The sequence below is a fragment of the Profundibacter sp. genome (assembly GCF_056498605.1).
Genome location: NZ_JBSMEZ010000025.1, coordinates 25417 through 39621 on the forward strand (window position 1 = coordinate 25417; position 14205 = coordinate 39621).

15 protein-coding genes are annotated in these 14205 nt (G+C 56.2%); 6 read left to right on the forward strand and 9 right to left on the reverse strand.

The window, feature by feature from the left end; all coding sequences use genetic code 11:
• Position 1: 1 nt before the first annotated feature.
• Both narI and ACWB12_RS02840 read left to right on the forward strand, forming a co-directional pair.
• The gene (gene narI / locus ACWB12_RS02835) at positions 2–694 is read left to right on the forward strand and encodes a respiratory nitrate reductase subunit gamma (protein ID WP_479528548.1); all 693 of its coding nucleotides are present in this window, start codon (positions 2–4) and stop codon (positions 692–694) included.
• Entirely contained in the window at positions 691–1491 is an 801-nt protein-coding gene (locus ACWB12_RS02840) for a peptidylprolyl isomerase (protein ID WP_479528549.1), read from the forward strand. The genes narI and ACWB12_RS02840 overlap by 4 nt, the downstream gene beginning before the upstream one ends.
• Here ACWB12_RS02840 and ACWB12_RS02845 read toward each other — a convergent pair.
• On the reverse strand, positions 1488–2249 hold the full coding sequence (locus ACWB12_RS02845; protein ID WP_479528550.1) for a DeoR/GlpR family DNA-binding transcription regulator: 762 nt from the start codon (positions 2247–2249) through the stop codon (positions 1488–1490). The genes ACWB12_RS02840 and ACWB12_RS02845 overlap by 4 nt on opposite strands.
• Positions 2250–2333: 84 nt before the next feature.
• On the opposite strand from ACWB12_RS02845, the gene ACWB12_RS02850 reads away from it, so the two are divergent.
• From ACWB12_RS02850 to ACWB12_RS02860, 3 genes are all read left to right on the forward strand, one after another.
• Positions 2334–3728 (forward strand): FAD-dependent oxidoreductase, encoded by a 1395-nt coding sequence (locus ACWB12_RS02850; protein ID WP_479528551.1) that lies wholly within the window; start codon positions 2334–2336, stop codon positions 3726–3728.
• Positions 3721–4959 carry an NAD(P)/FAD-dependent oxidoreductase gene (locus ACWB12_RS02855; RefSeq protein WP_479528552.1) on the forward strand — a complete coding sequence of 413 codons (1239 nt, stop codon included), beginning with the start codon at positions 3721–3723 and terminating at the stop codon, positions 4957–4959. The genes ACWB12_RS02850 and ACWB12_RS02855 overlap by 8 nt, the downstream gene beginning before the upstream one ends.
• A gap of 118 nt (positions 4960–5077) precedes the next feature.
• The gene (locus ACWB12_RS02860; RefSeq protein ID WP_479528553.1) at positions 5078–5896 is read left to right on the forward strand and encodes a cyclase family protein; all 819 of its coding nucleotides are present in this window, start codon (positions 5078–5080) and stop codon (positions 5894–5896) included.
• A 40-nt stretch (positions 5897–5936) separates the two neighbouring features.
• On the opposite strand, the gene ACWB12_RS02865 is transcribed toward ACWB12_RS02860, so the two are convergent.
• From ACWB12_RS02865 to ACWB12_RS02895, 7 genes are all read right to left on the reverse strand, one after another.
• On the reverse strand, positions 5937–6794 hold the full coding sequence (locus ACWB12_RS02865; RefSeq protein ID WP_479528554.1) for a branched-chain amino acid aminotransferase: 858 nt from the start codon (positions 6792–6794) through the stop codon (positions 5937–5939).
• 16 nt (positions 6795–6810) lie between these two features.
• Entirely contained in the window at positions 6811–7785 is a 975-nt protein-coding gene (locus tag ACWB12_RS02870; RefSeq protein ID WP_479528555.1) for a quinone oxidoreductase family protein, read from the reverse strand.
• A 3-nt stretch (positions 7786–7788) separates the two neighbouring features.
• Positions 7789–8196: a carboxymuconolactone decarboxylase family protein gene (locus tag ACWB12_RS02875; protein ID WP_479528556.1), complete on the reverse strand. Its 408-nt coding sequence runs from the start codon at positions 8194–8196 to the stop codon at positions 7789–7791.
• A 67-nt stretch (positions 8197–8263) separates the two neighbouring features.
• Positions 8264–9115: an FkbM family methyltransferase gene (locus ACWB12_RS02880; RefSeq protein WP_479528557.1), complete on the reverse strand. Its 852-nt coding sequence runs from the start codon at positions 9113–9115 to the stop codon at positions 8264–8266.
• 27 nt (positions 9116–9142) lie between these two features.
• Positions 9143–10117, reverse strand: a complete 975-nt coding sequence (locus ACWB12_RS02885) for a glycosyltransferase family 8 protein (protein ID WP_479528558.1) — start codon at positions 10115–10117, stop codon at positions 9143–9145.
• On the reverse strand, positions 10114–11223 hold the full coding sequence (gene leuB, locus ACWB12_RS02890) for a 3-isopropylmalate dehydrogenase (protein WP_479528559.1): 1110 nt from the start codon (positions 11221–11223) through the stop codon (positions 10114–10116). Before leuB ends, ACWB12_RS02885 begins: the two co-directional genes overlap by 4 nt.
• A 59-nt stretch (positions 11224–11282) precedes the next feature.
• On the reverse strand, positions 11283–12182 hold the full coding sequence (locus ACWB12_RS02895; protein WP_479528560.1) for a LysR family transcriptional regulator: 900 nt from the start codon (positions 12180–12182) through the stop codon (positions 11283–11285).
• Positions 12183–12277: 95 nt separating this feature from the next.
• Here ACWB12_RS02895 and ACWB12_RS02900 point away from each other — a divergent pair, with 95 nt between their 5' ends.
• A complete protein-coding gene (locus tag ACWB12_RS02900; protein WP_479528561.1) occupies positions 12278–13186 on the forward strand; it encodes a sugar nucleotide-binding protein in 909 nt (302 codons plus the stop codon).
• On the opposite strand, the gene ACWB12_RS02905 is transcribed toward ACWB12_RS02900, so the two are convergent.
• Positions 13118–14128: an endonuclease/exonuclease/phosphatase family protein gene (locus ACWB12_RS02905; protein WP_479528595.1), complete on the reverse strand. Its 1011-nt coding sequence runs from the start codon at positions 14126–14128 to the stop codon at positions 13118–13120. The two genes, ACWB12_RS02900 and ACWB12_RS02905, sit on opposite strands and share 69 nt — an antisense overlap.
• Positions 14129–14205: the final 77 nt, after the last annotated feature.

The window sequence follows — 14205 nt, forward strand, 5'->3', positions numbered from 1 at the left end:
CATGCATAATTTTCTGTTCGGAATATACCCCTACATCGCGCTTACGGTGCTGTTCTGGGGGTCCGTCATTCGATATGAACGTGACCCGTTCACATGGAAATCATCTTCATCCCAGCTGTTGCGACGCAAGCAGTTGATCATGGGGTCGGTTTTGTTCCACGTTGGCATTCTGGTTATCTTTGGTGGTCATTTGGTCGGATTGCTAACACCGATTGCAGTGTTTGACGCGCTGGGTATTAGCCATGGGGCAAAACAGATACTGGCGATTGTTGCCGGTGGTGGTGCCGGTATCCTGATGTTGATTGGTGGCATTATGTTGCTACATCGTCGCCTGATGGACCCGCGTATCCGGATGAACTCCAGCTTTGCCGATACCGGTATTCTGGTGCTGTTGATGGTGCAGCTGTTGCTGGGTCTATCGACGATCTTCTTATCGCTGGGCCATCTGGATGGTGGTGAAATGGTGAAGTTCATGAGCTGGGCACAGGGGATTTTCTTCTTTGATAGCAATGCTGCCAGCTATATCGCGGATGTGAGCATCATTTTCAAAATGCACTTGTTTCTGGGTTTGACCATCTTTCTGCTGTTCCCGTTCACACGGCTGGTTCACATGTTGTCGGTTCCAATCCGCTACATCACACCACTGCGGAGCGGTTACCAGATTGTGCGGTCGCGTCGGGGGGATTCAAAGTGAACAAGCCACTATTCCCTGATGTATCAGTGAACGGTCAAGAAATCTCTGCCGCGGATATCGCGGCAGAGGCGCAAAACCACAACGCGCCAAAGGATAAACCCGGCTGGGCGTGGCGGGCGGGTGCGCGGGCGCTGGTGATTCGTGAACTGCTGCTGCAAGAGGCGCGCAAGCGTGATTTGCAACCGCAGCCGGTTGAGCTGGAGCCTGGCAAGTTTGAAACCGAGGATGAATCGCTGATCCGCGATGTGCTGGATCTGGCGATGACGCCCAAGGTGCCAACGGCGGGCGAGATTGCTGCGGTTTATGCGGCCAAGCCGGATATGTTTCGCGCCCCGACATTGTACGAGCCTTCGCATATTTTGTTTGCGGCGGACCCGTCCGATACCGAGGCACGGCTGGATGCCAACACCAAAGCGCTGGCCGCATTGGCCACGTTGAAATCCTCGCCAAAGGAATTTGCGCATCTGGCCAAAGAGCTGAGTGATTGTCCGTCTCGCGATATGGGCGGGCAGCTGGGCCAATTGGTGTCTGGCGACACGGTGCCGGAATTTGAAGCGGCGATGGATGTTTTGCAGGCAGGTGAAACCTGTGCCGAGCCTGTTCCAACCCGTTATGGCATCCACATTCTGCGGCTGGACGCGATTGCGGTTGGTGATGTATTGCCGCTGGAAAATGTGCAAGACCAGATCAGCGAAATGCTGGAAAAAGCAAGCTGGGCCAAAGCGGCGAATGACTATGTGAATTCACTGGTTGCGAGTGCCGAAATCACCGGCATTGATATGGCCGCGGCAGCTTAGGCCGCGACCATCACATCAACCTGTGCCGCCGCCAATGCCTGTGCCAATTCAGCAGGTGGCGGGGCGTCACAGACCAGACGATCAAACCCCATTAGGGCGCAAACCGCGAATGACGCAAGCGCGTTGAATTTCGTTTGATCCGCAAGGATAGTCACTGATTTTGACTGTGCGATCATGGCCTGCGCCACTTGCGATTCCTCTAGATCAAAATCCATCGCACCGGATCTTGCATCCAGTGCGCCGACCGTCAGCACAGCGTGATGGGTGCGAAACCCGTTGATCTGTGCGGTGGTTAGGGTGCCTACAGTTTGGCGGTTATCATGCCCGAAGGTGCCGCCCAGCAGGTAGACGCTTGACTGTCCGCCACCAGAAATTGCCGTCGCCACATCGGTGGAATTGGTGATGATGTTTAGCCCCTGCACCCCCGCCAGATGTTCCGCGAAATAGAGCGTGGTTGATCCCGTGTCGATAAACAGTGTTTCGCCCGCGTGGAACAGGCTTGCGGCCGTTTTGGCGATCTTGATTTTGGCCGCGACATTTTCGGTCATGCGTTGCTGGAACGCCCCTTCGCCAAAGCCGCGCGGCAGCATCGCGCCACCATGAAATTTGCGCAGTTTTCCCAGGTTTTCCAGATCGGTCAGGTCGCGCCGGATGGTTTCACGCGATGCGCCCGTAAGGGCCGCCAGATGCTCTACGGTGGATTTCCCATGTGCCCGAACCTCGGCCACAATGCGGGATTGTCTGTTTTGGACTTTCATATAGGTACTTTTTCTTTGACTGAACGGTCATTATTAGTTACTGAATAGTCAATTATGGTAATAACATCAAGAGCCTGATTCCCTATGCCGAAGTCCTCCGCCCCCTATGACGTCGCGATTATCGGCGCTGGCATTGTTGGCTGCGCTATGGCGCGGCGGTTCACGTTGGAAGGTGCGCGGGTAGTGTTGCTGGAAAAGGCGAGCGATATTCTGGACGGGGCCAGCAAAGCCAATAGCGCGATATTGCACACGGGGTTTGATGCGCCTGTCGGGTCAATCGAGGTTGGCTGCGTACAGGCGGGTCACGAGGAATACCGCGCGATTTACCACGACTTTGGTCTGACGCTGGATGAATGCGGCGCGCATGTTGTGGCGTGGTCGGATGAAGAGGTGACCAAGCTGGAGCAGATCCAGCAACAGGCGCAGGACAACGGGGTGATGGACACGCGGCTGATCATGGCGGATGCATTGCGCAAGGCCGAGCCGCACCTGTCGGAGCGTGCGCTGGCTGCAATCTGGGTACCGCGCGAGAGCCTGATTGATCCGTGGTCATCGCCCTATGCCTATTTGCATCAGGCGTTGTTGAATGGTGGCGAGGTGATGCTGTCATGCGAGGTGATGGGCGGGACGTTTGACAGTGGCGAGTGGGTCTTGGAAACCAGCCGTGGGTCGGTGCGGGCCAGCCATGTTGTGAACTGTGCGGGGCTGTATGGCGATCTGGTCAACAGCGCTGTGTTCGGGCAGGCCGATTTCAAGATTACCCCGCGCAAAGGGCAGTTTGTGGTGTTTGATAAGGCGGCGTCAAGCCTTGCCCATTCGGTCATCCTGCCGGTGCCGACCAGCCGCACCAAGGGCATCGTTTTATTCCGCACCGTGTTTGGCAATCTGGCCGTTGGCCCCACCGCCGAAGATCAGGACAGCCGCACGGATGCCTCGACCGATACCAAAACGCTGGAAATGCTGATTGCTGCGGGGGTGGCGATGGTGCCCGCGTTGGATCAGATGCCGGTGACAGCGACCTATTCCGGTCTGCGCCCCGCCAGCGCGTTCAAGGATTACCAGATCAGTGCGGACGGTGCGCGGAACTGGATCACGGTGGGTGGTATCCGGTCGACGGGTTTAAGCGGGGCGTTGGGCATCGCGCAATATGTGTTCGGGCTGTATCGGGATATGGGGGCAGCGCATCAGGCGATTGCTGATCCGGTACTGCCACAGGCGCGGGTGCTGACCGACATAGGGGCGCGTGACTGGAAGAATGAGGGGCATGGCGAGATCGTTTGCCATTGCGAGTTGGTGACACGGCGCGAGATTGAAGCGGCGTTAGAAGGGCCGTTGGCGGCGAAATCATTGGCGGGTTTGAAGCGGCAAACACGGGTGACGATGGGGCGGTGTCAGGGATTTTTCTGCTCGGCACGGTTGGCCGAACTGACGAAAGGGCATTTTGTCATTCCGATGGCTGAGGGGGTGAAAGATGATTGATCCGTCCACCCCGATTGACGTAGCCATCATCGGCGGCGGCCCTGCGGGGCTGGCGGCGGCGACCACGCTGAAAGCGGCGGGCGTTGCGCGTGTTGTAGTTCTGGAACGTGAAAGCGAGGCGGGGGGGATTCCGCGCCATTGCGGCCACCCGCCTTTCGGTATGCGCGAATTCAAGCGGGTACTGAAAGGCCCTGCCTATGCGCGTCGCTTGGTTGAACGGGCTATTGCCGCGGGGGTCGAAGTGAGCTGTCTGACCACGGTAGTAGAAGCGAGAGCCGCAGGTGAATTGCTGCTTGCAGTGCCGGACGGGCAACAGGTGATTTCGGCGCACCGCGTTATCTATGCGACGGGGGTGCGGGAAACGCCGCGCTCGGCCAGACTGGTTGGGGGTATGCGTTTGCAGGGGGTTGTGAACACCGGTGCGTTGCAGTCGATGGTGTTTTTGAAACAGATGCGCCCGTTCCGCCGTCCGGTGATTGTCGGCACCGAACTGGTTTCGTTTTCGGCGATTTCAACCTGTCGTCATGCGGGGATCAAACCTGTGGCGATGATAGAGGCGGGCAAGCGGGCGACGGCCCGTTGGCCAACATCTGTATACCCGCGCCTGATGGGTGTGGCGCTGCATTTGAACACGCGTCTTGTGGGCATTCACGGCGATAAAACCGTCGCAACTGTCGAGGTGGAAGGCGCCGCCGGAGTGCGGCGCGAAATTGCTTGCGACGGGGTGATCTTGTCGGGGCAATTCACCCCAGAAACGACGCTTGCACGGATGGGGCATCTGGCGGTTGATCCGGCGACGGGTGGGCCAGTGGTGGATCAGTTCGGGCGCTGTTCAGACCCTGCGTATTTTGCGACGGGCAACTTGCTGCGCCCTGTGGAAACGGCAGGCTGGAGCTGGAACGAGGGTTGCCAGACCGGCCAGCGTGTGGCCGATGATCTGGATGGGCGGCTGCCGGAAGCTGTGGAAACGGTGCCGATCAATGTGATTGGGCCGTTGATAAAATACGCCATGCCGCAACGCCTGTATGTTGCGCAAACCGGCGGGATGGGCGCGTTGCAATTGCGGTTTAACGGGGATGCAAAAGGGCAGGTTGTGGCGGAAAGTGGTGGCAAGACTGTTGGTCACTGGCCGGTTAACACCCGCAAGGAGCGGCGCGTTTTGTTGCCAATTCGTGCAATGGATATGCGTCAGGTCCAGGGGGAAATTACCCTGAAATTCGCATCGGCATAAGTCCCCGATTTTTTACCATCTGGCAGAAAATCCTTTCTTTTACAGCTTTCCCCGATAAGTTGACCTAAGGGAATCTAGTAACCCAATAGGAAATAACGACCAATCAGGGAGAATAATAATGTGTGATATCTGTGTAATGAATGCGGTGAAGGACAAGATGATGTCGCGCCGCAGCTTTTTCAAAACAGCGGCGACGGGGGCGGCAGTGGCGGCTGTAGGATCAAGCATGACAGGCACAGCGGCGATGGCGGCGGGGCATGGATCGGTCATTGATATGACCCACACGCTGGATGGTGATTTCCCGACCTATTTCGGGGTGCCGGGGCTGGAAATGGAGCAAAAGTTCAATTTCGCCGAAAATGGGTTCAACCTGTTCCAGCTGTCGTTGAACGAGCATACCGGCACGCATATTGATGCGCCGCTGCATTTTTCGGCTGACGGCAAATCGGTGGATGAAATTCCGGTTGAAAACCTGATTGCTCCGCTTTGTGTGATCGACATCGCGGCCCGTGCCGCCGACGACGCGGATACCCAAGTGACGCCGGACGATGTGAAGGCATGGATCGCAGCCAATGGTGACATTCCGGCCAATGCTTGTGTCGCGATGCATTCGGGTTGGGCGGCGCATGTGAAGTCCGATAAATTCCGCGGGTTTTCAGACGAGAAGCAGCATTACCCCGGCTTTCATGTCGAGGCTGCGAAAATGTTGATCGAAGAAACCGGTGCGGCGTCAATCGGGGTGGATACCCTATCGCTGGATCACGGCTTGTCGGCTGATTTTGCCACCCATTATGCGTGGCTGCCATCGGGCCGGTTTGGCATCGAAAACCTGTTGAATCTGGACAAGGTTCCGGCGGCGGGTGCGACGCTGGTGGTGGGCGCTCCCAAGCACCGCGGCGGATCGGGTGGCCCTGCGCGTATCTTTGCGATGATTTAAGGGATATGCGCCGACGGGATCAATCGTCGGCGCATAACCGTTAGGCTTTGGCCCATTTCCAGTAAAGATCGCGGGCCTGTTTTGTCACTGGCCCTATCGCAAATTCGCGGTCCTCGATTTTCACAATCGGGGTGATCTTGGAAATGTTCCCCGATAAAAACACTTCATCCGCCGCGTCGAAATTCTCAAACGTCAGGGTGCATTCCTCAACGGTATGCCCCGCCCCACGCAGCAGTTTGATCACCCGTTGCCGTGTGATGCCGTTCAGGAACGTGCCGTTGGTTACCGGCGTTTTTACCACGCCATCCTTGACCATGAAAATATTGGCCGTAGCGGTTTCGGCGACATTGCCCAGCGCATCAGCCACAATGGCGTTGTTATAACCGCGCGCTTGGGCCTCGCGGATCATCCGGCCATTGTTGGGGTATAGGCAAGCGGCCTTGGCGTTCACCGGCGCCATAGTGATCACGGGGCGAATGAACTGGGTGCGGCACAGGGTTTGGCTGGCATCAGCGGGAGCCATTGGCAACTGTTCCAGACACAGGCAGAATGTGGTCGAATCCGGGTCGGGGATCACCACGCCGACGCCGCCCTCTTTTGACCAATACATTGGCCGGATATAGACAGGCGCGTCCTTGTCGAACTTGGCCAGCCCTTCCATTGTCAGGGCCATCATTTCATCAACACCGATGGTCGGCTTCAGCCCCAACGCCAGCGCCGAGGCGTTCACCCGTTCGCAATGCGGCTCAAGGTCGGGCACCAGCCCCTCAAAGGCCCGTGCCCCGTCAAACACCAGTGACCCCAGCCATGTGCCGTGGTCGGCGGCGTTCATCACCGGCAAATCACCCTGATGCCATGTGCCATTGAAATAGGTCCAGATTACATCACCGACTGCCATGGTGGAATTCCTTATCTTATGGGATCAAAACCGTTGATCCGGTTGTTTGCCGTGCCTCGAGCGCGCGATGTGCATCGGCGGCGTTTGCTAGATCGTAACGCTGATTGACGTTGATTTTCAATGTGCCATTTTCGATCATTTCAAACAATGCAGCTGATGCCGTTTCCAGATAACTACGGTCTGCTGTGAAGTGGAACAGAACGGGGCGGGTGATGGTGAAGGAGCCTGCTGCCAGATCGGACAGTTTGAAGTCCCGCGCGGGGCCGGAGGATTGGCCGAAGTTTACCAATGTGCCGAATGTTTTCAGGCAGGACAGCGAGCCTGCGATGGTGTCGTTGCCGATGCTGTCATACACGGCATCCACGCCATTGTCGCCGGTGATCTCGGCCACCCGCGCGACGAAGTCCTCGGATTTATAGTCGATCATATGGGCGTAGCCGTGTTTGGCGGCCAGTGCGCATTTCTCGGGCCCGCCTGCTGTGCCAATCGCTGTTACGCCTTTTGACGCCAGCCATTGCCCCGCGATCAGCCCGACCCCGCCAGCGGCGGCGTGGAACAGAACTGTTTGGCCTTTTTGCACTTTGAAGGAGCGGTGCAGCAGGTAATGCGCGGTCAGGCCTTTTAGCATCGAGGCAGCGGCCACTTCGTCGGTCACCCCGTCGGGCAATCTGACCAGATGTTTGGCATCAATCACCCGCTCGGACACATAAGCCCCGTTGGGAATGGTATAGGCGACGCGGTCACCCAACGCGAAACCTGTGACGCCATCGCCCAATGCCGCCACCACGCCCGCCGCCTCAGAGCCCAGAACCAGATCGGTTTCGACGGGCCACGGATAGAGACCGCTGCGAAAATAGGTATCGATGAAGTTAACCCCGATGGCCGCGTGGCGCACCAGAACCTCGCCCGCTTTTGGGCTGGGAGTGGGTAGGTCAATTTGATGTAGAACCTCGGGGCCGCCAGCGGTGCGGGCTGCGATTGCAATGGGCATGGCTTAGTCCTCGCTCAGCATGAATTCAGGGTCCACTGGCACTTGCATGGCGTTTGACAGGTGGTTGGTTTTGGCCGCCAGCGAAACGATTTTCAGCACTTCGGCGTGTTGGGTCGGTGTCATCCCCTTGGCGCGGGCGGCCGCCGAATGGGAATGCACACAATATTCGCAATTGTTGATGATCGACACGGCCAGATACAGCAGTTCTTTGGTCAACGGGTCCAGATCGGAGGGGGTGGCCATGACGGCTTTGACCTCTTCCCATGTGCGCTCCAACAGGTCAGCATCAAACGCCAGATAGCGCCAGATGTTGTTGATGAAATCGGATTTACGCGTGGTGCGGATGTCATCGAACACGGCTTTGACGCGAGGGTTGGATTCTGGGTCTTTGGGGGGCTGGACGGCGGGCATGGGGTTGTCCTTTTATAAGGCGTCTGTGACCGTCACAGCCTCTCTCTTTTTGTCCGTATGTGCAAGGCTAGCGGCCCATCGCGTCCCGAATGTCGCGGTTTTTGTCCAGGAACAGATAATTGCGCGAGGCTGATTGTGCTTCGGCATCTGCCTCCAGCCGCACAATGTCATCCCAGCTCAACGGGCGCATCGCCTCATTCGCCATATAAACGGCATAGCCCGCGTCCATCATGATTTTGAACGTGTCTTTGAAACGCACTGTGCCCGATTGAATTGGCCCACCATCGCCAATAATCTCGATAAACCAGACGGGTTTGTTTTTCGCTTTGATCAGGGCGGCAGCCCCTTTTAGGGCCTGATATTCAAACCCTTCGACATCCATCAGAACGAACATGGTTTTGCCTTTTGGTAGTGGATGGATCAGCGTATCCAACCGCACCACCGGCACAGTTTGTTTCAGGGTTTCGGGGTTGTTGGCCCAGCCCTTGACCACAGACGCGCCAGTGCCCACGCCGTAGATGTCAATAAATCCGGTCACGTCGCCAGCCGCCACCGGCAGAACGGTAATATTGTCGCCCCAGCCGTTGGCGGCCATGTTTTGCGCGATGTAGGTCACGTTTGACGGCACCGGTTCTACGGCGATGGTTTTGATGCCTCTTTGTTGGGCAAAACAGCAATAATAACCAGAATTCGCTCCGACATTCAGGAACAAATCGACCGAGCCGAAGATCTGGTTCACCATTTTGGTCTCTTCAGGCTCAAATGTTCCGTCCTGCATTCCGGAATGGCCGTTAAACCGGAACCCGTGTGGTGTCATGATAGCGTCTTTCGCCAAACGCCGTCGCGCAATCCGCGAGCGGTTCCAGGTGCGAAACCGGTCAATAAGCGCCTTACCAAGGGACATTTTTTGTTGGGTCATTTGGCTTCTCCTCGCGGAAAGTCGGGGTCAGAGCTTGATATCAAAGTCATGTTTGAAACGGTCCATTTTGGGCACGAACCGCCGAAGGTCAAGGGCGTGCTTGATGAAGTAGCGCAGGTGGCCGCGTTTGACGTTTGCGGGGCTGGCACTGGGCGGCATGGCATCATACATGGCTGGGAAGTGTTCTTTGAAAAAGGCGCGGTAGGCGTTGGCGTATTTCACCGGATATTCGCCGTTCAGATGGTTCCATGCCTTGCGCCGCCCGACGAAATGCAGGATCGCTGGATCAAACAGTTCGGTGTAATAGATCGAGCGAAAATTATAGAGCCAGTTCCATGTCAGCGGCAGTTCGGCCCAGTTGCCCTTTAGCACCGCGTTGATAATGCTTTGGTCCAGAAACACCTGATCGCCTGCTGCCAGCTCCACCGCAAGGTCGATCATCTTTTCAGCGTATCCGGCAGCGTTGAAGCGTTCAATATCAATCAGCATCAGGCCGGAACTGAGAAACCGGAAATACCCCAAGCCAAGGTCGCGCATATCTTTTGGTGTGTGGTTTTTGCGGCGATACTGGATCGGGTCGCGAGCGGCGGCAACGGCATGGTCGCCAATGTCGGCAGTGATCAGTTTTGACAAATCACCGCGCCGGTAAAACATATCGCAATCCAGATAGAGCATGCGTTTGTAATCAGCCGCTAGAAATTCAGGTGCGAAAATCCGCAAGAAGGCGGCGGCGCTGATGTGCCCGGATTTGGGCAGGTGGCTTTCCATTTCGATATGTGTGAATTTACAAATCCGGATGCTGTGCTGATCAATCAGGGAATGCGGCGCGATGTCGTCCTGCGTTAGCAGGCAGAAATCGAAATCTCTGTCGGGGTGGGCATTTGCAATCTGGTCGATGAAAAACAGCGCGTAGGGAACAAAATTATTGTCAGCCGCAAGCACGATTGTGTTTGCAAACGTCGCATCGCGGCTGAATTCTATCTTGTTCCCCGATGGTATCACAGGCTGGCGTCCAGTGCTGCGATCACTGCGTTGCCCATATCACTGGTGCTGGCAGGAGCAGCACCGCCCGCTTGCATCAGATCAGCTGTGCGCACGCCGTTGGCCAACACTTGTTCTACGGCAGCTTCCAGACGATCCGCCTCGGCCCCCTCATCATAGGAATAGCGTAGCGCCATTGCGAAACTCAGGATACAGGCGCAAGGGTTGGCTTTGCCTTGACCGGCAATATCGGGGGCAGAACCGTGCACCGGTTCATACATTGCCTTTGGTCGCCCGTTGGCCATTGGCACACCTAGACTGGCCGAGGGCAGCATGCCCAGTGATCCGGTCAGCATTGCCGCCACATCCGAGAGCATATCGCCAAACAGGTTATCGGTGACAATCACGTCAAACTGTTTGGGGGCACGCACCAGCTGCATGCCACCATTGTCGGCATACATATGGGTCAGCTCGACCTCGGGATATTCATTGTCATGCACCCACTGGACTTCTTCGCGCCACAGGATGCCGCTTTCCATTACGTTGGCTTTTTCCATTGAACAGACGCGGTTGTTACGTTTCTTGGCCAATTCAAACGCCGAACGTGCCACGCGGCGAATTTCGTCGGTGGTGTAGCGCTGGGTGTTAATGCCGACGCGGCCACCTTCGTTATCGTCCTGAATGCCACGGGGTTCACCAAAATAGATGCCAGACGTCAGTTCGCGCACGATCATGATATCGAGCCCCGAAACAATTTCGGTTTTTAACGATGAAAAATCTGCCAACGCGTCAAAGCATTGGGCAGGGCGCAGGTTGGCGAACAGGTCCATTTCCTTGCGAAGGCGCAGCAGGCCGCGTTCGGGTTTGACCGAAAAATCCAGATCGTCATAGGCTGGGCCACCGACAGCGCCGAGCAGAACGGCGTCTACCTCTTGGGCGTGGGCCATTGTTTCGTCCGTTAGCGGGGTGCCATGTTTATCATAGGCCGCACCACCGACAAGGTCATGGGTCACGTTGATTTTCAGCCCACGTTTATCATCGAACCAGTCGATGATTTTGGTCACTTCGACCATGACTTCGGGGCCAATGCCGTCACCGGCGAGGATAAGAAGTGAAGGGGTGCTCATGTTGTTGCCGTCCTTGATGAATTAGGGTTGATCCCGCGTAACCGAATGGCCGTGCGCGGTCAAGAAACGAAGGGCCTGATCCCTTTAACGAGCAAATCCCAAACCCGCCTGATGCGAGGCGTTTGACGCATGGCCTGATGCGCAGTCAGCCAAACGGGCAATACCGGAATAGGAACTTCGGGCAGCACCTGTTCAACCATTTCATCACGCAGGCCGGTATAAGTATGACTAAACCCGATACCGCATCCTGCTTGAACCAATTTCCAATTAACCACATTGTCATCGCAGCGGGTACTAAACCAATCCCGTTCCGCTGGGATACCCAAGTCTCGCATCCCGCGAATTAGGCTTTCGTCTTGATCATACCCGATCAGGTCATGTTCATTTAACAACTGATCTAGGTTTGTAGGGCGCCCCCTTCGGTCCAGATATTTAATGGCGCCGAACATCCCCAATGGCATATCCCCCAAATGACGGGTAACAACATCCAATTGTTCTGGGCGATACATACGCAATGCAATATCTGCTTCGCGGAACAACAGGTTTTCACTGGTATCGCTGGCGACCAGATCAATGCTGATTTGCGGTTCTTCCCTGCGAATTTTTGCGATGATCTGGGGCAGAAAATTCTGTGCTACAAAAATGCTGGCTGTGATACGCACCGTGCCTTTTATGTCTTGTTCCTGCCCCGCAGCTGTCAGGGCTATCTGCCCTATTGCCGCCTGCATTGTTTTGGCGGGCTCAAGTAGGGTTTCACCAACCGGGGTCAGCTTTAACCCACGTGGCTGGCGATGAAACAGACTAATGCCCAGTTGCGTCTCAATCTGCTGAATCTGGCGGCCAAGAGTGGGTTGACTGGCACCGAGGCGACGGGCGGCGGCAGAAAGCGACCCTTCTTCGGCCACTGCGAGAAATGACTGAACCAAGGACCAATCGAGGGAAGAGAACGCTTTATCCATTCATTATTGAATACATGATCTGCAATTTATTGCAATTCCCATTTGAAACAGAATGGATAAGTTGGGTGGAGATAAGGACATATGGAGACGAGTTGATGCATAAAACAGTTTTGATTCTTGGTGGCAAAGGCCGTTTTGGACGCCATGCTGCCCGTACCTTTTCTGAAAGGGGTTGGGAGGTTCGCCAATTTGACCGCGTGTCGGGAAACCTGTGGGATGCCGCATGGGGCGCAGATGTAATCGTTAATGCGTGGAACCCCTTATATCCCGACTGGGCCGAACAGGTGCCAAAGTTGACCAAGAAAGTGATCGAGGTCGCCAAAGCGACCAAAGCGACAGTGATTGTGCCGGGGAATGTTTACAATTTCGGCGCAGATGCTCCTGCCATCTATGATGCCAACACGCCGCACCACGCTACAAATCCATTGGGACGTATCCGCACCGAAATGGAGGCTGCGTATCGTGATTCAGGTGTTCGCACCATCATATTGCGGGCAGGAGATTTCATTGACACGCAGGCGTCGGGCAACTGGTTCGACAAGATGATGGTCCCGAAGCTGGGTAAAGGGCAGTTTATCTACCCCGGCAATCCCGATATTGCGCATGCTTGGGCATGGTTGCCTGACCTGACCGGTGCGGCGGCGGAATTGGCGGAAATCCGTGTCGATTTACCAGTATTCACGGATGTTCCTTTTGCGGGCTTCACGATGACAGGCAATGAATTATGCACGGCAATAGGCACCAGTTTGGGCCGCTCAATCAAGCTAAAGAAAATGAGCTGGCTACCGTTGCACATCGCCCGCCCGTTTTGGCCAACGGCAAAGCATCTGCTGGAGATGCGGTATCTGTGGAACAAGCCGCACCGGATTGATGGCACGCGTTTTTCTTCCCTTCTGCCGGACTTCAAGATGACAGCTCTGTCCGAAGCCTTGACCCTAGCGTTGGAGGATCACATCAATCCAGACAAGGTGATGGCGCGAGGCAAGGGCGTTGCCCACGCTTAACAGGGCGGCATCCACATCATCCGTCTTGGGCCAAAACACGCCCGAGGCGGTGATTTCCAGATCGCGAGAGGGCAACACATAATCCACCCGCATGTTGCCGGGGCCAGGCACGTCTTTCCAGTCAACCGTGTCTTGTGCTGGATCCCCTTTGTGGCGGGTGTTTGCACCGCCTTGGCTCATAGTGGCCCCAACGGCACCCTCACTTTGGGGCTTAGTGTCCTGCACCATCGGGTGCGCCAACAAATTACGGATTGCCTTGCCCCGACCATCCCCGTCAAACGGGTCCAGATTGGCGTCGCCCAATATCACAAACGGTGCACCTGCGGGTTTTGTGCCCAGCTCTCCATCCAGATAGGCTGTCCAAAACCGCACCTCGTCATGGTTGCGTTTGCCGTTGCGGTCCTCGGGCCCGTCAAATACCGGCGGCGTTGCGTGAAAGGCCAACAGGCTGATTACGCCATCAGGTGTGGTGACGGGCACAACCCAATGCCCCGTTGTCGATAGCCGTTGTGCTGATTGGGCCTGCCTTGAGGGAAATGGTTGCCCATCGACCTGCGGTAACAGGGCCTGCGGAAAATCCTCCCACTTTAAGGCTGAAAAATCCTGAACGAGCAAAGCATCAATCGGGTAACGAGACAGGATCGCCATCCCGCCTTGCCCCGCAAACCGCCCATACCCTTGGGCATCACGCGGGCCGCCCGTTTGGCCGTCGCCATCCATATCAAGCCCGGTGCCCATCCCTGTATTGGGCCGCAAGGCAAACCTGTGCGGATAGGGCGTGCCCTGATCCGCCAGCAGATCGGCAAAGGCATTCAGGGCTGTATTGTTATAATCATAGTCAAACCCGTTCAGCAGCAGGATGTCGGGTGAAATATGGGTGATGATACCGGCGATGGCCAGAACCTGTTCATCCTTGCCCGACAGAATATCACGCAACAACAATCCAGGCCCACGGCGTTTTAGTTCGGTGTTGTAGGTTGCAATGCGTATGGGTTCTGCCTGTAGCGTGACAGTAAGCA

Bases quoted from the DNA above. Each gene is read 5' to 3' on its own strand.
- ACWB12_RS02870 (WP_479528555.1), bottom strand. From the start codon at position 7,785: ATGCCCATTGCAATCGCAGCCCGCACCGCTGGCGGCCCCGAGGTTCTA.
- ACWB12_RS02875 (WP_479528556.1), bottom strand. From the start codon at position 8,196: ATGCCCGCCGTCCAGCCCCCCAAAGACCCAGAATCCAACCCTCGCGTC.
- ACWB12_RS02845 (WP_479528550.1), bottom strand. From the start codon at position 2,249: ATGAAAGTCCAAAACAGACAATCCCGCATTGTGGCCGAGGTTCGGGCA.
- ACWB12_RS02865 (WP_479528554.1), bottom strand. From the start codon at position 6,794: ATGGCAGTCGGTGATGTAATCTGGACCTATTTCAATGGCACATGGCAT.
- leuB (WP_479528559.1), bottom strand. From the start codon at position 11,223: ATGAGCACCCCTTCACTTCTTATCCTCGCCGGTGACGGCATTGGCCCC.
- ACWB12_RS02860 (WP_479528553.1), top strand. From the start codon at position 5,078: ATGTGTGATATCTGTGTAATGAATGCGGTGAAGGACAAGATGATGTCG.
- ACWB12_RS02880 (WP_479528557.1), bottom strand. From the start codon at position 9,115: ATGACCCAACAAAAAATGTCCCTTGGTAAGGCGCTTATTGACCGGTTT.
- ACWB12_RS02850 (WP_479528551.1), top strand. From the start codon at position 2,334: ATGCCGAAGTCCTCCGCCCCCTATGACGTCGCGATTATCGGCGCTGGC.
- narI (WP_479528548.1), top strand. From the start codon at position 2: ATGCATAATTTTCTGTTCGGAATATACCCCTACATCGCGCTTACGGTG.
- ACWB12_RS02855 (WP_479528552.1), top strand. From the start codon at position 3,721: ATGATTGATCCGTCCACCCCGATTGACGTAGCCATCATCGGCGGCGGC.
- ACWB12_RS02895 (WP_479528560.1), bottom strand. From the start codon at position 12,182: ATGGATAAAGCGTTCTCTTCCCTCGATTGGTCCTTGGTTCAGTCATTT.
- ACWB12_RS02900 (WP_479528561.1), top strand. From the start codon at position 12,278: ATGCATAAAACAGTTTTGATTCTTGGTGGCAAAGGCCGTTTTGGACGC.